The organism is Bacillus sp. VT 712 (genome assembly GCF_001614195.1).
Taxonomy (GTDB): Bacteria; Bacillota; Bacilli; order Bacillales; family Bacillaceae_H; genus Priestia; species Priestia flexa.
Genome location: NZ_LWBK01000042.1, coordinates 1 through 23,452 on the forward strand (window position 1 = coordinate 1; position 23,452 = coordinate 23,452).

26 protein-coding genes are annotated in these 23,452 nt (G+C 38.6%); 10 read left to right on the forward strand and 16 right to left on the reverse strand.

What is annotated here, in order from left to right; all coding sequences use genetic code 11:
- A partial coding sequence (locus A2U94_RS16725; protein ID WP_197473417.1) for an ABC transporter permease occupies positions 1–347 on the reverse strand: 347 nt, incomplete at its 3' end.
- The gene (locus tag A2U94_RS16730; protein WP_025909543.1) at positions 340–1,353 is read right to left on the reverse strand and encodes an ABC transporter ATP-binding protein; all 1,014 of its coding nucleotides are present in this window, start codon (positions 1,351–1,353) and stop codon (positions 340–342) included. The genes A2U94_RS16725 and A2U94_RS16730, both read right to left, overlap by 8 nt.
- Before the next feature lie 147 nt (positions 1,354–1,500).
- On the opposite strand from A2U94_RS16730, the gene A2U94_RS16735 reads away from it, so the two are divergent.
- Both A2U94_RS16735 and A2U94_RS16740 read left to right on the forward strand, forming a co-directional pair.
- Entirely contained in the window at positions 1,501–2,799 is a 1,299-nt protein-coding gene (locus A2U94_RS16735) for a glutamate-1-semialdehyde 2,1-aminomutase (RefSeq protein WP_025909542.1), read from the forward strand.
- 214 nt (positions 2,800–3,013) lie between these two features.
- Positions 3,014–4,102: an FUSC family protein gene (locus A2U94_RS16740; protein WP_025909541.1), complete on the forward strand. Its 1,089-nt coding sequence runs from the start codon at positions 3,014–3,016 to the stop codon at positions 4,100–4,102.
- 24 nt (positions 4,103–4,126) lie between these two features.
- On the opposite strand, the gene A2U94_RS16745 is transcribed toward A2U94_RS16740, so the two are convergent.
- The 5 genes from A2U94_RS16745 to fabL all read right to left on the reverse strand — a co-directional run bounded on the left by A2U94_RS16745 (position 4,127) and on the right by fabL (position 8,382).
- Positions 4,127–5,875 carry an ABC transporter ATP-binding protein gene (locus A2U94_RS16745; RefSeq protein ID WP_025909540.1) on the reverse strand — a complete coding sequence of 583 codons (1,749 nt, stop codon included), beginning with the start codon at positions 5,873–5,875 and terminating at the stop codon, positions 4,127–4,129.
- Positions 5,876–6,043: 168 nt separating this feature from the next.
- On the reverse strand, positions 6,044–6,577 hold the full coding sequence (ntdP, locus tag A2U94_RS16750; protein WP_025909539.1) for a nucleoside tri-diphosphate phosphatase: 534 nt from the start codon (positions 6,575–6,577) through the stop codon (positions 6,044–6,046).
- 304 nt (positions 6,578–6,881) lie between these two features.
- Positions 6,882–7,142, reverse strand: a complete 261-nt coding sequence (locus A2U94_RS16755; protein ID WP_025909538.1) for a YgaB family protein — start codon at positions 7,140–7,142, stop codon at positions 6,882–6,884.
- Between the two features lie 241 nt (positions 7,143–7,383).
- Positions 7,384–7,560, reverse strand: a complete 177-nt coding sequence (locus A2U94_RS16760) for a gamma-type small acid-soluble spore protein (RefSeq protein WP_062686670.1) — start codon at positions 7,558–7,560, stop codon at positions 7,384–7,386.
- 72 nt (positions 7,561–7,632) lie between these two features.
- Positions 7,633–8,382 (reverse strand): enoyl-[acyl-carrier-protein] reductase FabL, encoded by a 750-nt coding sequence (gene fabL / locus A2U94_RS16765; protein ID WP_025909537.1) that lies wholly within the window; start codon positions 8,380–8,382, stop codon positions 7,633–7,635.
- A gap of 148 nt (positions 8,383–8,530) precedes the next feature.
- Here fabL and yfhS point away from each other — a divergent pair, with 148 nt between their 5' ends.
- Positions 8,531–8,755 carry a mother cell protein YfhS gene (gene yfhS, locus A2U94_RS16770; RefSeq protein ID WP_025909536.1) on the forward strand — a complete coding sequence of 75 codons (225 nt, stop codon included), beginning with the start codon at positions 8,531–8,533 and terminating at the stop codon, positions 8,753–8,755.
- A 43-nt stretch (positions 8,756–8,798) separates the two neighbouring features.
- On the opposite strand, the gene mutY is transcribed toward yfhS, so the two are convergent.
- Entirely contained in the window at positions 8,799–9,893 is a 1,095-nt protein-coding gene (gene mutY / locus A2U94_RS16775) for an A/G-specific adenine glycosylase (protein ID WP_025909535.1), read from the reverse strand.
- A gap of 139 nt (positions 9,894–10,032) precedes the next feature.
- Here mutY and A2U94_RS16780 point away from each other — a divergent pair, with 139 nt between their 5' ends.
- Complete coding sequence (locus A2U94_RS16780) at positions 10,033–11,013, forward strand: metal-dependent hydrolase (protein ID WP_025909534.1); 981 nt, start codon at positions 10,033–10,035, stop codon at positions 11,011–11,013.
- 57 nt (positions 11,014–11,070) lie between these two features.
- Here A2U94_RS16780 and A2U94_RS16785 read toward each other — a convergent pair whose 3' ends face one another.
- On the reverse strand, positions 11,071–11,340 hold the full coding sequence (locus A2U94_RS16785) for a YfhJ family protein (protein WP_025909533.1): 270 nt from the start codon (positions 11,338–11,340) through the stop codon (positions 11,071–11,073).
- Between the two features lie 136 nt (positions 11,341–11,476).
- Here A2U94_RS16785 and A2U94_RS16790 point away from each other — a divergent pair, with 136 nt between their 5' ends.
- On the forward strand, positions 11,477–11,635 hold the full coding sequence (locus tag A2U94_RS16790; protein WP_025909532.1) for a small, acid-soluble spore protein K: 159 nt from the start codon (positions 11,477–11,479) through the stop codon (positions 11,633–11,635).
- Positions 11,636–11,679: 44 nt separating this feature from the next.
- Here A2U94_RS16790 and A2U94_RS16795 read toward each other — a convergent pair whose 3' ends face one another.
- Complete coding sequence (locus A2U94_RS16795; RefSeq protein WP_025909531.1) at positions 11,680–12,000, reverse strand: YfhH family protein; 321 nt, start codon at positions 11,998–12,000, stop codon at positions 11,680–11,682.
- 81 nt (positions 12,001–12,081) lie between these two features.
- Here A2U94_RS16795 and A2U94_RS16800 point away from each other — a divergent pair, with 81 nt between their 5' ends.
- Positions 12,082–12,741 carry an SDR family oxidoreductase gene (locus A2U94_RS16800; RefSeq protein WP_025909530.1) on the forward strand — a complete coding sequence of 220 codons (660 nt, stop codon included), beginning with the start codon at positions 12,082–12,084 and terminating at the stop codon, positions 12,739–12,741.
- A gap of 31 nt (positions 12,742–12,772) precedes the next feature.
- Here the strand turns inward: A2U94_RS16800 and recX are convergent, their stop codons facing one another.
- The 4 genes from recX to A2U94_RS16820 all read right to left on the reverse strand — a co-directional run bounded on the left by recX (position 12,773) and on the right by A2U94_RS16820 (position 15,467).
- Positions 12,773–13,582, reverse strand: a complete 810-nt coding sequence (gene recX / locus A2U94_RS16805; protein ID WP_025909529.1) for a recombination regulator RecX — start codon at positions 13,580–13,582, stop codon at positions 12,773–12,775.
- Between the two features lie 83 nt (positions 13,583–13,665).
- Complete coding sequence (locus A2U94_RS16810) at positions 13,666–13,932, reverse strand: family 1 glycosylhydrolase (RefSeq protein WP_035320535.1); 267 nt, start codon at positions 13,930–13,932, stop codon at positions 13,666–13,668.
- 132 nt (positions 13,933–14,064) lie between these two features.
- Complete coding sequence (locus A2U94_RS16815) at positions 14,065–14,481, reverse strand: carbohydrate ABC transporter permease (RefSeq protein WP_440839755.1); 417 nt, start codon at positions 14,479–14,481, stop codon at positions 14,065–14,067.
- Positions 14,478–15,467 carry a LacI family DNA-binding transcriptional regulator gene (locus A2U94_RS16820; RefSeq protein WP_025909526.1) on the reverse strand — a complete coding sequence of 330 codons (990 nt, stop codon included), beginning with the start codon at positions 15,465–15,467 and terminating at the stop codon, positions 14,478–14,480. Before A2U94_RS16820 ends, A2U94_RS16815 begins: the two co-directional genes overlap by 4 nt.
- Positions 15,468–15,705: 238 nt before the next feature.
- On the opposite strand from A2U94_RS16820, the gene A2U94_RS16825 reads away from it, so the two are divergent.
- The 4 genes from A2U94_RS16825 to A2U94_RS20845 all read left to right on the forward strand — a co-directional run bounded on the left by A2U94_RS16825 (position 15,706) and on the right by A2U94_RS20845 (position 18,822).
- Positions 15,706–16,608 carry a TIGR01777 family oxidoreductase gene (locus A2U94_RS16825; protein WP_025909525.1) on the forward strand — a complete coding sequence of 301 codons (903 nt, stop codon included), beginning with the start codon at positions 15,706–15,708 and terminating at the stop codon, positions 16,606–16,608.
- Between the two features lie 33 nt (positions 16,609–16,641).
- Entirely contained in the window at positions 16,642–17,769 is a 1,128-nt protein-coding gene (locus A2U94_RS16830; protein WP_025909524.1) for an amidohydrolase, read from the forward strand.
- A 252-nt stretch (positions 17,770–18,021) separates the two neighbouring features.
- On the forward strand, positions 18,022–18,582 hold the full coding sequence (locus A2U94_RS16835) for a GNAT family N-acetyltransferase (protein WP_025909523.1): 561 nt from the start codon (positions 18,022–18,024) through the stop codon (positions 18,580–18,582).
- Positions 18,583–18,693: 111 nt separating this feature from the next.
- Positions 18,694–18,822 (forward strand): YfhE family protein, encoded by a 129-nt coding sequence (locus A2U94_RS20845; RefSeq protein WP_076512909.1) that lies wholly within the window; start codon positions 18,694–18,696, stop codon positions 18,820–18,822.
- Between the two features lie 708 nt (positions 18,823–19,530).
- Here A2U94_RS20845 and A2U94_RS16840 read toward each other — a convergent pair.
- Entirely contained in the window at positions 19,531–22,320 is a 2,790-nt protein-coding gene (locus A2U94_RS16840; RefSeq protein WP_025908657.1) for a dynamin family protein, read from the reverse strand.
- Between the two features lie 255 nt (positions 22,321–22,575).
- A partial coding sequence (locus tag A2U94_RS16845) for a transposase (RefSeq protein WP_156482280.1) occupies positions 22,576–23,452 on the reverse strand: 877 nt, incomplete at its 5' end.

Consider the following 23,452-nt stretch of genomic DNA (forward strand, 5'->3'; position numbering starts at 1 on the left):
AGCAGTCTAAAAATCCCTTCTCCAAGCCCCTGCATCATTTTCATTCCAAGATAGTTATAGGGCTTAATTAGTTCAACCGCCACTTTCCCGTCTTTAATTTCCATAGCCATCTCACGATCAATGTTGTTGAAATAAAAGGCGCGCGCCATCCAGGACACAGCTACATATGTTGTCATCTGCGTCATTGATAGCCCTTGAATATTTTCTTTCCCTCCGTAAATAGCAGACCATAGGAAATAGTAGGCTCCAATATTAATCGCATAGATTAATATACCGCTGTAGTAATTCGTTCGATACGCAAGCATCATTAAGAAACGAATGCGTATCATTTCAATATATTTATCCATTCACAACACCTTCTTCATAGATGTTACGAATAACTTCTTCAGTTGAAATTTCATGAATACTTAAATCAGCAATTTCGTATTTCGCTGCTACTTTAGCAATTAGCTGTGACATGCTATCTCCTTTGTTCTCAAGATTAGCAACCCAGCTGTTGAGGCGGTCTCCCCTCACCCACGTAACAGGTAACCCCTGTGTAATTAATTGCAGCTGTTCTTGAAGTGGTTCTTTTGTAAATTCAAATATAACCTGTTTCATATCTCCCCAGTTAGAACGCAGCTTTTGTAGCGAACCATCATAAATAATGTTTCCTTCATCCAACATAACGACGCGCTCACATAAGGCTTCAATGTCAGCTAAATCATGCGTTGTTAATAAGATTGTTGTATTGTATTTTTCGTTAATTTCTTTTAGGAACTGACGAATTTTTAGTTTCACTAATACATCTAGCCCAATGGTTGGCTCATCTAAAAAAAGCAGCGGTGGATTATGAATAAGTGCTGCCGCTAACTCACATCGCATTCGTTGACCAAGAGATAGCTTTCTCACAGGCTTATCTAATAATGGACCAATATCCAGCGTTCGAATCACGTGCTCCATATGGTTGTTATAATCTTCATCTGATACTTTATATACTTTTTTTAGTAGCCGAAACGATTCTTGAACAGCAATATCCCACCAAAGCTGTGAACGCTGACCAAATACTACCCCAATGGTACGCGTAAACTGCTCACGCTCTTTATGAGGGTTCATTCCGTTCACTTGAATCTCACCGCTAGTTGGTGTTAAGATTCCCGTCAGCATTTTAATGGTCGTCGATTTCCCTGCTCCGTTTTCTCCGATATATCCAACCATTTCACCTTGTTTGACTGTAAACGAAATATCGTTTACAGCTTTTAATACTTTATAATTTCTTGTAAACAAGTCACGAAACGCACCTTTTAAGCCTGAACGACTCGAATAGGCCTTAAATTCTTTTCGCAACCCCTTTACCTCAATTGCATTTGTCATCTCGTTTCCTCCATCTATTCAACTAGTTTTATCTACTATTTAAATTGTTCATGCACAGTTTTCTATCATACACCTTCTACAATGTTTTTCAAGAAACAAATAAGTTTGGTAGAATAGAACGTGGAATTATACTTTAGGAGGCATATTATGCAGTTTACGAAATCAGAACAGCTTCACGGAGAAGCACTTCAACATATTGTCGGCGGTGTAAACAGTCCGTCTCGTTCATATAAAGCAGTAGGTGGCGGATCCCCAGTTGCAATGGAAAAAGCAAAAGGCGCTTATTTTTGGGATGTTGATGGAAATAAATATATTGATTATTTAGCAGCATACGGACCAATCATCACGGGTCATGCTCACCCTCACATCACAAAGGCAATTACACACGCAGCGGAAACAGGCGTATTATACGGTACTCCAACTGCTCATGAAGTAAAATTTGCAAAAATGTTAAAAGAAGCGATGCCTGCAATGGATAAAGTTCGCTTTGTCAACTCTGGAACAGAAGCTGTCATGACAACAATTCGCGTAGCGCGAGCATATACAGGTCGTGACAAAATCATTAAATTTGCTGGTTGCTACCACGGACACTCAGACCTTGTGCTTGTCGCAGCGGGATCTGGCCCTTCAACGCTTGGCACACCAGACTCAGCCGGCGTACCAAAAAGTATTGCAAAAGAAGTTATTACCGTTCCATTCAACGATATTCAACCATTTAAAGAAGCTTTAGAAAAGTGGGGAGACCAAATTGCTGGTGTCCTGGTCGAACCAATCGTAGGGAATTTTGGAATTGTCGAGCCGCATCCAGGCTTTTTAGAACAGGTAAATGAACTAACACACGCAGCAGGTGCACTTGTTATTTATGATGAAGTCATCACCGCTTTCCGATTCATGTATGGTGGTGCCCAAGACTTACTTGGTGTGAAGCCAGACTTAACAGCATTAGGAAAAATCATCGGTGGAGGCCTTCCAATCGGAGCATACGGTGGTAAACAAGAAATCATGGAAAAAGTTGCTCCTTTAGGTCCCGCTTACCAAGCTGGAACAATGGCCGGAAATCCAGCTTCCATGCTTTCTGGAATTGCGTGCTTAGAAGTATTAAAAGAAGAAGGCGTATACGACAAAATGGACAAGCTTGGTGCGATCCTTGAAGAAGGTATTTTAAAACACGCTCGTACATATAAAATGCCAATTACTATCAACCGTTTAAAAGGTGCGCTAACGCTTTACTTCACAACAGAGACAGTCACTAACTATGAACAGGCTGAAAATACAGACGGTGAATTGTTTGCAAAATTCTTCAAGCTCATGCTTCATCAAGGTATTAATTTAGCTCCTTCGAAATACGAGGCTTGGTTCTTAACAACAGAACATACGGAAGAAGATATCCATGTGACGTTAGAAGCCGTAGAAAAAGCTTTTGAGCAGCTAAGCAAAGAATTGTAATCCTTCTTTTTCTTGTAAACTAATTGAACATAAAAATACTTGTCGAAAAATCCCGTTATTTAACGGGATTTTTCTTATTCCTTCCTCTTGATATCCACATGCAAACCTTGTATAGTATGTTATTGTTTATATAATTCAAGATGGGTTATGTATACTATAAAGAAGCTTTTATTTATTTTATCAAAATCTCATGTATAGAAAGGACTATGAAAGCATGAAACTTGGTGCCCGCATTTTAAAAACGGGAATTGCCATTACACTTTCATTGTTAGTCGCTGAATTGCTCAATCTGCCATCACCCACATTCGCAGCAATCGCAGCAGTTTTTGCTATTCAGCCTTCAATTTATCGCTCGTATTTGACAGTTTTGGAGCAAATTCAAGCTAACGTCATCGGAGCGTTACTAGCAGTTGGGTTTGGACTTTTATTCGGCACACATCCGTTTATTATTGGTTTAACGGCTGTTATGGTAATTACGCTTAATTTAAAGCTAAAAATCGGCAATACAATTGGCCTTGCGCTGGTAACCGTTATTGCTATTATGGAAAGCCCTAGTGATGACTTTGTTCAGTTTGCAGTCATCCGCTTTGCAACCGTCTTATTAGGGGTCTTTTCAGCGTTTATTGTAAACTTAATTTTCTTACCACCAAAGTATGAAACAAAGCTTTATTATAAAATTGTTGGTACAACTGAAGAAATTATTAAGTGGATTCGTATGAATATCTACCATGCTTCTGAATATACGCTGTTAAAAGAAGACATTGAGAAAATCAAGGATCAGCTAACGAAAGCCAATCAGCTGTTTGATTTCTATAAAGAAGAGCGAACGAATTCAAAGAAAAAGGTATTTGTTAAATCTCGAAAACTTGTGCTTTTCCGCCAAATGATTACAACAACCTCCCATGCTCTTAAAACATTAAAGCAGCTGCATCGTCTTGAAAATGATATTCAACACATGCCACAGTCGTTTCAGAATCTCATAAAATCTGAGATGGAATGCTTGCTAATGTATCACGAGCAGGCTCTGTTAAAGTTTATTGGTAAGCTAAAAGTTCAATTAACAACATCTGTACCAACTGAAGCATATACAAAAAAGCGTGCATTAATTGATGCATTTATGAAATATAAGCTGCTTGAAGATGACGAAGATAACAAGATGTTGTATCACTTATTTCCTCTCATCGCAAGTATCATTGAATACAGTGAAGAGCTAGAGCATTTAGATCGATTAATCGATAGTTTCCACAATTATCATAAGGAAGACAATGCACTTGAAATTAATCATGAGCGAGAACAAGATTAAAAAAGCCAGGTACCTACCTGGCTTTTAATTTTGCCCTAACTGCTGTACAGTGAACAAATCATAGTAATATCCTTTTTTCTTCATTAGCTCTCCGTGAGAACCCTGTTCAACGACTTTTCCATCCTGAACGAGTACAATTTCATCCACATGTGTGATGGTTGACAAACGGTGCGCCACGATAAACGTCGTTCGTTCCTTCGCAAGCTTTTCAAGGGTTTCTTGAATGTAATGTTCACTTTCTAAGTCCAATGCAGATGTTGCCTCATCAAAAATTAAAATCGGTGGGTTTTTCAAAAATACGCGAGCAATGGAGACGCGCTGCTTTTGCCCACCTGAAAGCTTCATTCCTCTTTCTCCCACTTTCGTATCATAACCGTTGGGCAATTTCATAATGAAGTCATGGGCGTTAGCTGCTTTCGCGGCTGCTACAACGTCTTCATCTGTGGCACCCGGTTTTCCCAATAGAATATTGTTACGAATCGTATCGCTAAATAATACCGTATCCTGCAAAACGATTCCTATTTGATCGCGCAGATTTTTCGTTTGATAGTCTTTTACGTTTACACCATCAATTAAAATTTCCCCGGAAGAGACATCATAAAAGCGTGGAATAAGGCTAATGATAGTTGATTTACCGCCACCACTCATACCTACAAACGCTACCGATTTTCCTTGTTCAACATCCAAGTTAATATCGTGCAGGATATACTCATCTTCTTCATACGCAAATGATACGTTATTAAACTGAACTGCTCCCTTAATCTCTAGAGCGTCTTTCGCATTAGGCGAGTCTACAATGTCATATTGTTCATCAATAAATTCAAACATTCGGTCCATAGAAGCAACGGACTGCGTTAATGTTGTTGATGAGTTTACAAGTCGACGCAGCGGGTTATATAACCGATCAATATAGCCTACAAACGCCACCATAGTACCAATCGATAAATTTTCGTTAATAACTTGATAACCAGCAAACGCAATAACAATTAACGGGGCTAAGTCCGTAATCGTATTCACCACTGCAAATGTCTTAGCATTCCAATTTGTATGATCAATTGCTTTTTGTAAAAAATTACGGTTCTGATCATCGAACTGCGCTTGCTCATGATTTTCAATCGCAAAGCTTCGAATAACTGAAATTCCCTGTACCCGTTCATGTAAATGACCTTGTACTTCAGCTAATGCTTGAGAGCGTACACGAGTTAAATGACGTAGCCTACCATAAAAATATCTAACGGATAAAGCGTATAATGGCAGTAAAATAATAGATACCAATGTTAGTGGCACGTTCATTGTAAACATAATAATAATAGCAATTACTATGGTGAACATATCAAGCCAAACATTCATTAAACCCGTGATTACGAAGTTTTTCGTTTGCTCTACATCGTTAATGACACGCGAGATGATTTCACCTACACGCGTATTAGAATAATAACGAAGGCTGAGCTTTTGAATATGATCAAACAGCTGGTTTCGAATATCATACAATACTTTGCTTGATACCCACTGCGCATAATATTGACGATAATATTCAACTGGAGGGCGTAAAATTAAAAAAACAAAGAAAGAACCACCCATGATCATCAACAACTGCTTTATTTTTTCACTGTCTGATAATGTATCTGAATCAATAACGTCATCAAGTACGTATTTTAACAGCAGTGGAATTAATAGTGGAATTGAAAACTTTACCACACCAATTAAAACTGTTCCAACAATTTGCCACTTATATGGCTTTACAAATTCCATATACCGCCTGATGCTCCCCACTTGTTCTCTCTCCCTTCTTCCTCTAAATGGCTATGCCTATTAAGCCTCTTTTATAATGTAACATTCTGCACACTTTCATATGCGGTTTTTAAGCTCTGGTACTCAACATAAAAAAGCATCATATAGGTCAAATTTCTAGATCCTATAATGACGCTTATATCCGTGCGCTTATGCATGTCGATATGTTAAAAAACGCTCATACCACGTATCGATAAATTCTGGTGCAAACGGTCCTTTACGTTGGCGAATCCAGGTTTTCAAATGCTCAACATGAGTATGTAAAATACGGTCTACCGCTTCTGGGTAGTTCATTTCTTGACGATGTTTTTCGTACTCATCTTCATCTAGAAGCGTATAGGTCATATCTGGGTATACTTTAATATCTAAATCATAATCAATGTACTTCAGCGCTTCTTGGTCATGCGTAAATGGTGAACTAATATTGCAATAATAATAAATACCATCTTCACGAATCATACCAATCACGTTAAACCAATATTGCGAATGGAAATAACAGATGGCTGGCTCTCTTGTAATCCACGTTCTACCGTCTGATTCTGTTACGACCGTGCGATCGTTTCCTCCAATCATCAGGCTACTTGTCGATTTTAAAACCGTCGTCTGATCCCACACACGATGAAGCTTGCCATCGTGCTTATAACTGTGTATTTGAATTGTTTCTCCTTCCATTGGAAATCCCATCTCCACTCCCTACTTTCATTTTGACTATCACAATTACCTCACGTACGCTTTTAAGTAGTCACAGCCTAGTCTTATATGTCATTACTTCTTTTAGTTAAAACCATCGATGCTTTTTATCAAAGCGGTAACATATCTGCTTTCTAAACAGTGACCTTGTTTCGTATATACATTGTCCTCTCCTATTTATTATAACGGTTTCTCTTCTATTTTAAAACAAATGTGATGTGGTTCTTCTTGAATAAAAAAGCTGCACCTCTCTTTTTAGCAAGGAAACATCCTTTAAAAAGAGAGGTGCAGCTTTCCTTTAACGAGATACCGGATAGTGGGAATCCTTTTTGTATGAAGAGATAATCTCTTCTGTTTGTACCTCAAAAGTTTGCTGAATTTCTTTTAGCCTTTGCTTCATCACGCTAATTTCTCCGCGGATACAATCCAGCTTTGCTTCTGCCTGTAGTTTAATAAGCTCTTCTTCAATTTGTTGACAGCGTTCAATTTCTGATTGTAAAAACAAAAGTTGGTCCATCGTTTCTAATTGTTGAGACACTAATTTTGTAAATTGCTCCATGTCTTACTCCTCCTTCTAGTAAACAGCTCGTTCACTTCTTTCATTTCAGGTAGGTAACACATTTATAAAGCAGAATCTGTTGAAATTGAAATCAGAACGCTCTTGGGTATAAGTCCACTTTTAAGATTCTGTTCTTTCACCTTTAATTCCTTTGACGAGATATGTAAAGTTTCGAGAGCTTTTGTCAAATTAAAAAGCAAAGCCATGATCCTTCATAAGAATCTTGGCTTCGCTTTTACCATTAACCTTGGTATTTACCAGAGTTTTGGTTTTTCTTTGCTTCAGCTTGTGCGTTTTGTTGCTTCACTTGTTGCACATCTGTTTCGCTAGCAAATTCTGCACCGTATTGGTTGTTTGCAGCTTGTGCGTTTTGTTGCTTTACGTTTTGCGCGTTTGTTTTGTTTGGTTGTTTTGCCATTGTAATCACCTCCACAAAAATTAATATGTCCAGGTGATTACGGCGATATACACTCTTTTTTATTTTAGTTTATTACATCAGTAAAGAACGTCCGCCATCTACGATAAGCGTTTGACCACAAATCATATTGGCTTTATCTGACACTAAAAATTGAACCGCATCTACCATATCATTTGGCTCAACCATTCGACCTGTTGGCGTATGTTGACGCGCATCATCTAACAGCTCATTGCGATTTGGGAAATGCTTTAACGCTTCGGTATCAACGGCTCCTCCAGATACAGCATTCACAATGATGTTTTTCGGAGCTAACTCTACCGCAAGATATCGAGTTAATGCTTCAACGGCTGCTTTTGAAACTCCTACCGTTGTATAGTTTTCTAAATAGCGAATCGAGCCCAGTGAACTGATGGTTACAATTTTGCCGCCCCCGACTTTTTCCATTCTTTTTGCCGCTTCTTGCGCACAGAATAAATAACCTTTGCTGTTAATATCCATTGTCCAGTCCCAGTGTGTTTCTTCAAGCTCCATTACAGGACGTAAAACACCAGATGCTGCATTGCTAATAAATACATCCAAGCGCCCGAAAGCTTCGTCAATTTGCTCAAACATCTCTTTGATTTTTTCGACCTTACCGACGTTTGCTTTTACAACCAGCACTTCACGTCCGAGTGCTTTTACTTCTTCTGCTACTTCTAATGCTGCACTTTTGCTACGCGCATAGTTGAGGACGATATTGTATCCGTCCTTTGCAAGTCTTAGTGCAATTTCTTTTCCAATTCCACGACTGCTTCCCGTTACAAGTGCTACTTTTTGTTCCATATTATCTACTCCTTATGTATCGTTCTGTTCATATTGTACTTATATTTCTGTATAAGAAACAAGGGGAGATGAAAAAATAAGTCTGCCTAGATTCATTTGCTTACGATGCAAGAATGAGGCTTAATTAATGACAAGAAGGTGATGAAGCATGTACATAGGTCGTGATATGACTGAATTATCAATGATGGCAAAGACCGAATGGCGAGATAATGAGCTCGCATATTTTCATCATTCCCTCCAGCAAATCATGCCTTATTTAAATACTGAAGGCCAAGGTATTCATCGTCAAATTATAGAAGAAATTGAAAATCGTGGCGGTCTGCATCGAAATGAAGATGATTACACGCACTCCACCAACGTAATATATGATTAAACACAACAACAAAGAGACTGTGAACAACCACAGTCTCTTTTCATTAAGTAATTTTATGGTATTCCTTTAGAATTTTTTGATGAGACACCGGAAACGCATATTCTTCTATTTCTTTAACCGATACTAACTTTAAATCATCTCGGTTAGCAATATTGCCCGTGAGTACCCCTTTATACACGTTAATGTTCCACACAATGTGGGAGAACACGTGCTGAATGACTGTAAAAGGATGGTCTAGCACCACTTCTGTATCATAATCGGCTTCAACAAAGGATGTAAGCTGAGTTTGCTCTGTCCCAATTGTAAGATCCACTTCTACATTTGGAAATTCCCACAGGTTTGCAAGTAAACCTTTATTGGGACGCTTGTGAATGAGGAAATTACCTTGTTCATCTGTAACAACAGCCGCTGCGATTTGAACAGCTCTTGGTGGTTTTTTCTTTGACTTAACCGGTAACTCCTGCTGAACACCCTGCTCAAACGCTCGACAATGCTCACGCACAGGGCACAGAAGACAGGATGGAGAAGTTGGGGTACATACAATGGCGCCTAATTCCATTAGGCCTTGATTAAAAAACGACGGGCTGTCTTTTGAAATGATTTCATGAACAACCTCTTCAAAAACCTTGCGAGTCTTTGGCTTTGCAATATCGTCCCAAATTGATAAAATACGGGACAATACTCGCATGACGTTCCCATCAACAGCTGGCTGAGGTACCCCGTATGCAATACTAAGGATGGCTCCAGTCGTATATGGTCCTACTCCTTTTAACTTTGAGATTTCATCTGGCGTGTGGGGAACTTTGCCACCGTATTGTTCGTGCACTTCGCGAACAGCTGCTTGTAAATTTCGCGCTCGTGAATAATAGCCTAGCCCTTCCCATGCTTTTAATACGTCGTCTTCAGGCGCATAGGCTAAGTCTACAATCGTTGGGAATTTCTCAATAAAATTATTAAAGTATGGAATGACTGTATCAACTCGCGTTTGTTGTAGCATAATTTCAGAAACCCATACTTTATAGGGATCTTGATCTTGTCGCCATGGTAAAATGCGCTGTTCTGTCTCAAACCATGAGATAAGATCGTGCTGAAATTGTTCTATTTGAAAATCTTTGACAATATCTTTACTTTGTTTCACGTTATATCCTCCGAGTTATGAGCTATATATATACAATGTATTGGTATTGAAATATTGTTCTGTTTCTATTCATGTTATACTCTAAACACACTTGCTTCTATCTGAAAAGTAAGGTTAAGCAAATAAGGAGGTTGCTTTAATGGATACTGGTACACATATTGCAATGGGAATCGCCATCGGTGCACTTGCTACTTTAGATCCTGTTGTCGCGGCAAGCAGTGTCACCACAGAAGCCGTAATGATTGGCGTTATTGCCGGTTCATTAGCACCTGATTTAGATACGATTTTAAAACTTAAAAATAATGCTCACTACATTCGAAATCATCGCGGAATCACGCATTCAATTCCAGCAGTGGCGCTTTGGCCCTTGCTTATTATTGTAATTGTTTCGCTGTTTTTTCCAAACGCTAATTTATTCCACTTATGGATTTGGACTTTTGCTGCCGTTATCATTCACGTTTTTGTTGATGTGTTTAATGCTTACGGCACACAAGCCTTAAGGCCATTTACTGATAAATGGATTGCGCTCGGTGTTATTAATACATTTGACTACTTTATCTTTGCTGTCCATGTTGTTGCCATCTTAATTTGGTTCTTAGGAATGAGTCCTGGCCCAACCTTTATTACCATGTACAGTATTATTGCTTTGTACTATGTATGGCGCTTTTACATGAGACACCAAATTGCAAAGAAAATACGCCAGAAGTTTCCGGACGTGGTAAAAATGAATATTTCACCAACGATTCGCTTTACACACTGGCACCTAGCCATCACAACCAAAGAAAACTTCCACGTTGGGCGCGCAGTTGGCCAGAAAATCTTTATTTACGATACATTTAAAAAGATTCCTATTCCTGAGTCTGACATAATTGATGTTGCTAAACGTGATGAAAACCTGGCTGCATTCTTATCTTTTTCCCCAATTTATCGTTGGGAAGTTGATGAATACAGCGATCATATTGAAGTTCGCTTCATTGACCTTCGCTATCGTAGCAAAGATTATTACCCGTTTGTAGCAGTGGTTCAGCTTGATTATGATTTGAATATTATTTGTTCGTATACAGGATGGATTTTTAGTGAGAAAAAGCTTCGTAAAAAGCTCGCCTATCTTCCTCACTAAGCCATTTGAGCACCTAAAGCCCCCTAAGCTAGAGCCAGGGGGCTTTTCATTTGTAAATTAATGCTTTAAATAATCATCGTTATTTAATAAGTGCTTATATTTTGGGTTTTTGACCGCCACTTCATGAAGCTTATCCCCATAGTGGTTAATGTACATTTTTACAACTTGCTCTGCAGCTTCTTTTCCCTTGTATTCATAGCCTGCTTTTGCATACGTTGACTCGAAATCTTCCCAAAATAACTCCACCCACGTTCTTGCTTGTGCATAAGAAAGTGTATCATTTTTTGCAAGTAATTGATTTGTGAGTCTTTCAAAAATATCTTCCATATAAACACCTCTATTACCAAATTATTCATGAGTAAACGATTGGTTTCGACTTACACTAAGTCAAGGGGAGTATAGCTTTCCCTGACTTACTATATCATACACACAACAAATTCTTTTGTAAAAGGGGCAGTCTTGAATGCGTAATAAAGAAAAAAACTTTCCAAATCAATCAAACAACAAACTAGAAGGTGAGCCACGCGCTAAAGCTGAATTCGCTTCAAAACGCGCTGATGGAACAATTAACACAAACCCACAGGAGCGTATGCACGCATCTAACCAACGTACAGACGGCTAACAAAATAAAAGCACGAATTGATCGCCGTCAATTCGTGCTTTGTTTTATGAATCGCTCTTAAGCATTGAGATTGGTAGTGCTTCTTCTTTCTCAGAGGTTCCTAAACGAAACCCCCAAGCAAACACTCCATTCATGTAATCAATTTTAAAATATTGACCTGGAGCTCCTTCAATTTCATATACTTCACCAGGTTTGTATGAAGATGGATCCAACAAGTACGACTTAGCCATCACAATTTTTCTTTCTAATACGGCATACTCGTTAATCATCCCTAATTGCTCAGCTTTTCGTGCTTTATCATTTAGCACGCTAATCTCTTGCTGAATCTCATACGTACTCATTTCACTATACCTTTTGTCTGACACGATGTTTCCCCCTTTTGTTCCTTTCTTTTTATTATAACAAAAGGTATAACTAAAAGGAGAGCAATATAAGGAGGCGTTTACATGAAAACAATATTAATTACGGGCGGAGCAACGGGTCTTGGCAACGAGCTTGCTAAGCTATATGTACAAAATGGCGATCAAGTCATTTTATTAGGCAGAAATGAAGAAAGACTGAATAAAGCACAAGAAGAGTTAGGTACAAGCTGCATTGCCACCGTTTCAGCGGACTTGACTAATTACCAAGAGCTTACACAAAAAATGGATAATCTTTTGTCTTTTCACTCCGTTGACGTTTTAGTTAACAACGCAGGTATGGGACATTTTGGACCACTTACAAGCTACACAAAAGAGATGATTGATGAGGTCATTGATACCAATGTTAAAGGAACAATTTACCTCACACAAGCCCTGCTACCTCATCTACAAACACGTGAGCAAGCCTCTATCTTAACCATCATCTCAACTGCTGGGCTGCGCGGAAAGAAAAACGAATCCGTTTATGTCGCAAGTAAATTTGCGCTCAGAGGATTTGTTGAAAGTTTAAAAGTAGAATGTGAGCACACTTCTGTTTCATGCACTGCTGCTTATATGGGCGGAATGGATACGCCTTTTTGGGACAACAGCGATCATATCGCGGATAAAAGCCGCTTAAAGCATCCAAGTGAAGTAGCTAGCATTATTTTCAACCAGCGTATGACAAAGGAAGACATTATGATGTAACATACACAAAAGCCTTGCTGACAGCAAGGCTTTATTCTTCTTCCAAGGATGAAATAAACGCTTCAATTTGATCAATTGAAAAGCCTTTTCGATAGAGGTTCTGCTTCATTTTTTGCTCATACTCCCAGCCGCTATACTTCGCGTATTTCTTATGAGCCTTCATGCCTTGTTGTGTAAGAGCTTGCCATTTTTCATCACTATTTTTTTCAACATCCACGTGCTGCATGGCTTCGTTAATAATGCTAAAAGAATAGCCTTTGTTCACTAAAAACTGCTCAATCTTTTGCTTCATGACGATTTCTGAGTACTTTTTATATTTCCCCTTTAGCTTTGCAATGAGCTTCATTACTGTTTCAATTTGCTCTTCTTTTGAGAAATGTTCAAGCGTAGACTGAACGATGTCTGGTTTAATCCCTTTTTCTTGAAGCTCTCGTTTAATAACACTCGGCCCTTTTGACGTAGTGTTAACCTGCGTAAGCACGTAGGCTTTGGCAAACTCTTCATCATTTAAATACCTGTGAGAATCTAACCTTTGAATCACCTGCTGAACAATCATATCTCCTACTTCTTTTTTCTTTAAATAATCTCTTACTTCTTTTTCAGAGCGCATTCGATATGAGAGATAGGTTACCGCTAAGTTATAAGCTTTTTTTTCCTCATCTGCAAATTGAATTTCCGCTAGTTCAAACTCATCCAACACTCGTCCTTTTTTCAAGTCATACTGAATGAGAACATTGGCATCAACACCAAAAGCAAATTCTTCGCCTTTTCCTTGATCTATATAAACATTAAATCTCTCTGCGCTATTCTTTTGCGTTGTAATTTTCGTAATAACCGTCATTTTTTCACCTCATCCAATTCAACAAAAAAATTCTTCTTGGCTCATCATATCACACTGAACCAAGAAGAACGTATCCGTTGCTTTCAAATTAAGATGCTACGGTTGCTTTTAATAATTTCCGCATATCGATATGCACTATCTTTCCAAATTCGCTCTTGAGAATCAAAATCTACATAGAGGATTCCAAAGCGTTTATCGTAACCAAAGCTCCACTCAAAGTTATCCATTAATGACCATAAATAATAGCCTTCAATACCCATTCCTTCTTCATTGAGTTCATGTACAGCCTGTAAATGTTGCTCCACGTACTCTACACGACCTGCATCATGAACGCGGCCATTTTCAACAATATCATCAAACGCTGCTTAAATAAACAGCTTGATTGCTTTTGCCTTTCCAGATCCGGGTGTTTTAATCGAAACCTTAGTCTCTAACGATTGACTTTGCTTACTTTTATTCACCACAGGTCGTTCTATCATTGTTTACACCTGCTTTTCCTTTTTATTTTGGTTACCGTACATTCCTTTGAAGACAAAAATAGAGAAAATAACGGTAATGATAAATAATCCGTAGGCAACTGCTGATGCGTAGCCGTAGTTGTTGTATTTAAATGCTTGGTTATATAGATATAGCACCATCGTATTTAAAGCTCCATCTGGAGAACCAACGCCATCCGTTAACAACATTGGTAAATCAAATAACTGCAGGCCGCCAATAAGAGACGTAATCATGATATACAGTAAAATTGGCTTTAATAATGGCAGCGTAATTTTCGTAAACGTTTGCCAGCGGTTAGCACCATCAATTAGAGCAGCTTCGTAGTAATCTCTTGAAATACCAGAAACCCCAGCCATAACGACGATAAATGAATGACCAAATTCGTAAATCGACGCCCTTATCGACTGACAAGCTCAACTGGAATGACGTTGGATGAGATCACTTTTTTCTTGTGAGTGATTTGTTCAATTAAAATTTGTGCAGCTTGATTTCCCATTAAATCCGTATCTTGCCTAATCGTTGTCAACTTCGGGGTAATATACTGTACCATGTCAATATCATCAAATCCAATAATTGAGATATCTTCCGGCACTCGAAGCCCTCGCTCTTTTATCGCTTCAATTGCACCAATCGCCATATGGTCACCAGCTGTAAATACTGCGGTTGGCTGAACCTCTAAATCTAAAAGCTTATTCATTGCTAGCTTTCCTTCTTCAATTGAAAAGAAGCCACCGTCTACAAGATAACCGTCTCGAATTGATAAGCCCATTTCTTGCATTCCCTTCTGGTACCCTTTTGCTCTCGCTTCTCCAACAGCATTTATAAAACTGCCTGCAATATGAGCAATTCTTTCATGACCGAGTGAATGTAAATGTTGAACAGCTAGCTTTCCTCCTTCCACATTATCAGAATAAACCGTACTGCACGGAGCTTCCATCATATCAATGACAACAATGGGAAGCTTGCTGTTAATTAAATCTTGAATTTGAGAGTCATCAGCACGCGAACAAAATACAATAACTCCGTCTACGCCTCGGTACATAAAATGTTCCAAATAACTAACATCACGATTGCGTAAATTTCGCGAAGCAAAGATGAGATCGTACCCTTCACGCTCGGCATGTTTCCTAAAACTTTCAATCACAGCGTTAAAAAATGGATGCTTCATACCAACGCCGTTTTCTTCAGCAAACACAACGCCAATCATGTGGGACTTCTTTGTAGAAAGTGATTGAGCATTGGAGTTAGGCAAATAGCCCATCTCAGCCGCGGCCCCTAAAATTTCTTGCTTCGTTTTTTCACTAACGTCTGAATAGTTATTTAAAGCTTTTGATACAGTTGTACTTGAAAAACCCGTTTTCTTTGCAACATCATAAATTGTAACCATTGTTTTCTCCTCTGTTACGAAAGCACTTTCGATAGCGTCGTTATAACGCATTCATTTTATATAGACAATACTTATTTTAAAATTTTCATTATATGATCTAACAAAAAGAAATGTTTTTTTCGATAAAAAAAGGGTTTTATAACTATAAGTACTAATATAAGAACAATGATTGAAACCATCGTTTTGGTAAACAATAGAGCTAGTATTAGGTGGTACTTATCAAAAAGGAGGAATGAAAATGAAAGTTGTGATTGCTGGCGGTACGGGTTTTGTAGGAAAAGCACTCGTGCATGATTTACTAAAAAAACAGCATGAAGTATACGTGTTAACACGGAATGCTAATAAACCCTCTCACAATCCTAACCTTCACTATGTAGAATGGCTAAAAGAAAATGCTAAGCCTGAAGATGTTATTCAGAGGGCTGATGCCTTTATTAATCTAGCAGGCGTTTCGTTGAATAGCGGTAGATGGACAGAGGAACGAAAACAAGCGATTGTCCAAAGTCGAGTTTCTTCTACTCGTGAAATCATTCGAATTATGGATAGCTTAGAAAGAAAACCTTCTGCTTATATTAACGCAAGCGCTGTAGGTTATTACGGAACATCGGAACACGATACCTTCACTGAAACGTCTCCATCCGTTGGTGATGACTTTTTAGCTGAAACGGTTAAAATGTGGGAAAAAGAGGCATCGAAAGCTAAAGATTTAGGAATTCGCACTGTATTTACGCGCTTTGGCGTTATTTTAGGAAAAGAAGGCGGCGCATTATCAATGATTGCCTTGCCTTATCGTTTTTTTGCAGGAGGAACAGTTGGCTCAGGAAATCAATGGCTCTCTTGGGTGCATATTAAAGACGTTGTGGGAATAATTCAGTTTGCGATAGAGAACCAAGACGTACAAGGACCTGTTAACGTCACAGCACCTACCCCTATCCAAATGAAAGAGTTTGGTCAAACTGTGGGTGCAGTTTTACACCGTCCTCACTGGCTTCCAGCCCCTAGTTTTGGCCTGAAGCTTATGCTTGGCGAAATGAGTATGATTATTTTAGAAGGACAACGCGTAATTCCTGAAAAAATGATGCAACACAACTACCATTTTACATATACTAAATTAGAAAATGCATTACAAGACTTATTATAACGGTGTATGAATGTATCAGATAAGGAGTTTGCTATGAAAGCGACACTATTTAAAAACGCTACAGTTTATCCAATTACATCACGGGCAGTACCTAACTGCGACGTACTTGTTGCTAATGGAAAAATTAAAGATGTTGGATCGAACTTACAGCCTCCTCTTCAAGTGGAAGTCGTAGATTGTAAAAACCGATACTTATTTCCTGGGTTTATTGATGTTCATACACACCTTGGACTCTATGACGAAGGCACGGGTTGGGCTGGTAATGATGCAAATGAAACTATCGAGCCGCTCACTCCACATATTCGAGCATTGGATAGCGTACATCCACTTGATTCTGCATTCAAAGACGCTGTTCAGCACGGCATAACAACCGCTCATATTATGCCAGGAAGCGCAAACGTAATCGGCGGTACAACTTCTGTGATTAAAACTACTGGCACCAACATCTCAAACATGCTCATCCAAGAAACTGCTGGTCTGAAAATTGCGCTTGGTGAAAACCCTAAGCGAATTCACAGTCATGGAAACAAAGAATCCATCACTCGCATGGGCATTATGGGGATGCTTCGCGAAGCGTTCTATGAAGCAAAATACTGTGACAATACCGACAGTTTACGAATCAAGCCTCTTGTGCAGGCTTTGCAACGTGAAATTCCTGTTCGAATTCACGCTCATCGCGCGGATGATATTTTATCTGCTTTACGTTTTGCGGATGAATTTAATTTAGATATCCGTATTGAACACTGCACCGAAGGTCATTTGATTGCTCATGAGCTAGCTTCTAGAAACTTAAAGGTTTGTGTTGGACCTACGCTAACAAGACGATCAAAGATTGAGCTCAAAAATAAAAGCTGGGAAACCTATCAAGCACTTTGGAATCAAGGCGTAGAAGTGTCCATTACAACTGACCACCCCTACACGCCGATTCAATATTTAAATATTTGTGCTTCCATTGCTGTAAGAGAAGGCTTAGATGAACAAAAAGCACTCGAAGGTATTACAATTGCAGCTGCTAGAAACCTGCGCGTTGATCACCGTGTTGGCAGCATTGAACGTAATAAAGACGCTGATTTAGTACTATGGAATTACCACCCTTTTCACTACCTGGCTAAGCCTTTAGTAACAATGATTAATGGAAAGATATTATTTAAAAAAAATTAACAAAATAACTATTTTCAATTTCAAATTTTTTTAGTATGATACGTACAGAAACATATGAAAAAAACAAATCTATACACATCACTTGTTAACATTTGAAATCGTTGACTTGTAATGGGAAGGCAAATGGTGCGCCACCAGGTAACTGGTTCTAGTGGGTTCGATTCCCACCCCGAAATTTTTTTTACTACTAAAAAATTTCGAGGGTGGGGACTTGAAGGTCCTTTGTATGCCCTCATTCGGGAGGGAAAAGTTATGTTAAAAAAACGTGACCTACAAGACTGTCAATCTCTTTATGACCTAATGATGCATCCAGATGTCTTCCCTTTTGTTCGTCATAAAGCGTATTCTCAAGAAGAGTTTTTGTTCGTGACGAAGCAAACAATGGAAGCAGAAGAGCACGGGGAAGTCATCTCGCGTACAATTCTTGATGAATGGGGTAACCCAATCGGCACGATTAACTTATTTGATATTGAAGACCAAGCTGGCTTTTTGGGTACTTGGTTAGGCAAACCTTATCACGGCAAAGGATATAATCAGCTCGCCAAAGAAGCATTCTTTAACGAACTCTTTTTCGAACTAGAGATTGAGCGCGTATTTATGCGAATCCGAAAAGTCAATGTCCGTTCACTGAAAGCAGCTGAAAAGCTACCTTATGCAGTCCTTGCTAACGAAACGCGAAAAAGCTTATACGATGAAATCAATCGAAAAGAAGAAGTATACGATTTATATGAAATCCCCAAGGATTTATATACTCTTTACTACATGCGTCACGAGCAAGAAGTTCATGAAGACCACCAGTTAAAAGAAGCGTAGAGAGCAAATCCATCTCCATGGATAGCTCTTTTTTTATGTTTGCCTATTGGTTTAAAAAACGCCAAACTTGGTGAAACTTAGTACAGAAATGAACTACTTGGAGGGATTTTAATGGCTGATAAAAAGCGTCATGAAAAAACGAAAAGTACACTAAGAAGCGCACAAGAAGTAACGTATTCTCATGAATTTAAGTTAGCAGACCAAGCTGGCGGCTATACTAAAAAGCAATCTAGACATTAATCTCTTAGGAAAGAGACTGAGACATAAGTAGTTCAGCCTCTACTGTACCTGAACGATTGAGAGTTCATAACTTTTAATCGTTCAGGTTTTTTGGTTGATTGTGAAAACAATGTTGGAAACAGGGTGGAATGGAGCGTAGGACACTCGACTCCTGCGGGAAAGAGAGGGAAAACAGAGATCCCGCAGCGCAGCGAGGAAGCTCAGGTTCCTCCCCGCGGAAAGCGATTGGCCGTAGCGCAATGGAACGAACGTGTGGAGACAAATCAAAGAGATGGGAACAGCTAGTGTTCGTCTTTTAGAAGCAATCATTTTGTTATGTCCCAAACTCTTTTGTTATGCAGTTATTTTTTAACAATAATAAATAGTTAGGTCAGTAAGAAGGAATTCCTTAGTTCAACTCTCTTTCTAAACAATAAAAGATATACACATAACTTACTAACATGTATGTGGATAATGTGTATAAGTCGTTAATAACTGTATTTAACAATCGTTATGACCTGGTATAACAATGTGAATATTTTATAGGAATTTTCAGAATTATTGTTGATAATGTGTATAACTCTGTTAATATCCTTATTTTGTATGCACTTTCATTAAAAACTTGTTGTGGATAACTCTTCTGCTCCGCACCTTTCCTATCACTATTTTTTTACTTTTTTACAATACTATGAACTGCATAATAAAAAGACAGGTTTCCCTGCCTTTTTGTTATGAATATGACTCAGAGTGATCAACACTTGTTGACTTAATTTCTTCATACGTCACGCTTTCTTCTGCTTGTAGCATAATTTCATATTGGCGAAGACGTAATTGGAATACAGAAAGTGGATCACTATATACCGTCAGGCTTTCCTTCATCTCATTAAGTGCATTCTTACTGCGCTCAATTGTTTCATGAGACTCTTCAACTGCTCCGTGCAGCTCTTGAATAGGTGGCTCAAAAAAGAGATGAATATCCACTTCTAGAGACTTCTCAAACAAATCAAATTGTAGAAAGAACTTATTTAGCACAGATGCCGTAACATCTTCATACTCTTCATTTTCAATATATTTTTTATATTGATTATAAAGCATCGTTTTATTTTGCGAGAACGAGCCAAAAATCTTTCCTGCGCTTTTTAAAAGAATTTGCGCTGGATTCACACGTAAAAAGATGTTTTCTTCTTCTAACTGCATGCGCGTTGTCATTCGGTTAATATCACGTTTCCAATCATCCAGTACTTTAAAATCACACTGGAGCATAAAACGCTCTTTTTCATACATTTCATTAAAGCTATTGCCCATATCTTCAATATAAGATTGCATGTCAGTAAAGTGGTCGTTGCACTGTTTCATCCAGTCATGCAGGGACGCTCGAAATTCTGGTAAAAGGTCTTTTTCAATATACTCTTGAATTTTCTCGTTCATCTTTTTGTTTAATTCCAGGTGGATTCGACGGAAATCACTCTCTTCATTTAGCATGCTAGAACATTCACGCAGAAGCTTAGGAAGATTTTTCGTTAACGCTTGCTTCATTTGATCTTTAATACCTTGATACACGTTTACAAGCTCATGAACCGCTTCGCTTTCTTTATCCTCTAGCGTATTAATAAAGCCGTTCACACGCACAAGCATATCTTCATTCCAATGAATAGCTTGTACGTACCCACTCTCTTGCTCCGCACGCTGTTTTAATAAATCCGAAAGCGTTTTGCGAATAAACGTTAATAAACTGCTAATGCGACGTTCACGGTTATTTTGTAGACTAGTGAAGTGGAAGTTTTCTTTCATAAATCGAGCTATGCTACCTCTCTCATCCAGCTCATATACCGAAGCATATGGTAAAATGCTCGCTTCTGGAAAATCAGCGTGAATATAAGCTGACGTTTCTTCGATAAAACGTTCCATTTCCCGCTCATCTTCTAGCGCATTCACTTTATTTAAAACGAAGTGAATAGGAAGCTCTGGCGCTTGCTTCTTCACAAGCAGCAACATATCTCGCTCTTTTTCTGTAAACGGCTGATTTGCATCAAGTACAAATAGTAGTCCGTCTGCAATAGGAAGATACTCAAACATATACTCAGCTTCATCCATTTGTCCGTGAAAGCCTGGAATATCAATGAGACCGTAGTGTTGATCTTGTAAAAAACGATTTGGCACTCGAACTTCTAAGCACGTATCAGCTTCGCTTACTTCTTTTAATTTACTAAAAGAATGCCATTCTGTACTCGTATTCATTTCTTTTGACGAACGTTGATTCACTTTAAATTCTTCATCATGGAAGACTAGGATTGGTACGTTATTTCCACCTGCTATATGCTCGTTTAATACAGCATTAACAATTGAGGCTTTATCGCTTTGCATCGCACCCGCTACCATAACATATTTCGTTTTTAAATCTGCAAATGAACTAGCTAACCAGTTAAACTTATAGCCAACTTCAAGCCCATGGTGCCTTCCCCATTTTGTAATATTTTCACCAAGCTCAAGAAAATACGTTAAGCCATCTATATCACTTGATGACTCAAAAATGAGACGCTCTGCTTCTTGTAAGGCAGGTGAAGCAATCGAAGATGTAAACTGCTCATTCCATGCCAAAATAGCTGCTGAAGGAAATAACGAGCGGGCTTGGCTCGTAACTTTTAGCCAGTTAGCAAGCAAGTGTGGCACAACATCGTGAAGGTCACGCATTGTATACTGACCGTTAATGAGCTCTACGTACGTCTCTTCATATAAGCGAGAGATTTCTTGCCAGTATTCATATAGACCTACTTCTACATTTAAAAAGATATTATTAATGGTTTTAACCCACGCTAAGTGTGAATCTTGACCAACGTAACTCTTCCAAAGTGCACAGACAAGCTGCTTAAAGTGTAGCTGATCAACTTTATAGAAGGTAATAAGTACCTGATAAAAATAATCAGGTGCGAATGATTTTGTATAGCCTTTATCTACATATTTCTTTAATGTATCAAACCACTTTAATGACTCAGTGCGAATCGCTTCGTCCACAGCTAGCTCTACGGCACTTTTCCAGTCACTCTGCTCTTCGTAAAATTCTCTTGCTAACAGCGTAACGTTCGGGTAGCTAGGCTGAAATGAGACAAGGTTCTTAATCACTTCATAGGAGCGCTCGGAATTTTGCTGTTCTTTATATAATGAAAATAGCTTTAAGCCAACTTCCGCTGTGAGCGTGCTAGATTCCGAGTCGATAGCGGTATACATCTCCTCGGCAATTGATAGCAGTCCCAGCTCATAATAAGCATCTCCGATATTTTTCTTTGCCCAAAGCTCAAGCTCTCCATTTACGTTTTCCCACTTATAAATAGCTGCTTCAAAGTCTTTGTTATGGAAATAAATTTCCCCTTGTGAAAAACGAATAAATGATAGTTCATAAACCTCTTGCTTTTGTTCTTCCAAAAGCGCTTCACCTAACGCCATAATTGGATTAGATAAATTTTCTTCTGAAAGCAAGGTTTCATAGTACTCCTTTTGAATTAAATGCCTTTCAATTGTCATTCATCTATTCCTCCATCTATGTATAGAAATTCAACATTTTCAATGATCTCTTCCTATTATTTTAACAGAAATCTCCGGAAGAAAAATTTCATTTGCATGTCAATTGCTGAATCGCAACCTTTTCCCTAATTAATCTATCAACCTGACAATTTTAAAAAAGAGGCTGGGACATAACTAGCCAAAAATAATGAAAAAGGGTTCTCATCATCGTATTTTGATGATGAGAACCCTTTTTTGTTGATCTGTTTGATTGGTCTATGCACATTTTACGCTGGAGGCGATGTACTTTCGTACATTCACCGCCATGAACGCAAACCCTAATTCGTTTTTCACGTTCTCTTTGCCTCTTACGGACATTCGAGTGAAACGCAAATTAGCCTTCAGATATCCAAAAACTGGTTCTACGTCAATCTTACGTTTTCCGTAGATTTTACCCGTTTTTTCTTCTGAAAGCAGCTGTTGAATGCTTTTCTTTTGTTGTTCCCACCTTTCGTTATAATGGATTCTTCGGTTATTTCCTTCTTTCGCCTTCGTACATTGTGAACGAAAAGGACAACCTGAACAGTCTTCACATTCGTACACATTGAATAACCTTGTAAATCCGTAACGGTCTGTGCGATGCGATTTGTAACGAAACGTCAACTTATTCCCGTTGGGACAAGTAAAGGAATCATCTTCTTCATGATAATCCCAATTCGCTGTCTGAAATGGGTCATTCTTAACGCGTTTTTTCTTCTCTTTTCGATACATACTATATGTGATAAGAGGCGTACGCTTTCTGTTCTGCACATCGAGGTAATTCTCTTCACTTCCATATCCCGCATCTGCGACAATATAGTCTGGGAGTTCGAAGTAGTGATGTTCAATTGCGTCAAGAAACGGACAAAGTGTTCGTGTGTCCGTTGGATTTGAAAAGACATCGTAAGCAAGTGTATATTGACCTTCTGTCGCAATTTGCACATTATACCCCGCCTTCAGTTGGCCATTCTTCATGTAGTCATCCTTCATACGCATAAACGTGGCATCATGATCTGTTTTTGAATAACTATTCCGTTCGTTAAAAATCTCCATGTCTTTTTCATACTTTAACTTACGTTTCACAAAGTCTTGAAATTGCTTATACGCTTTCTTC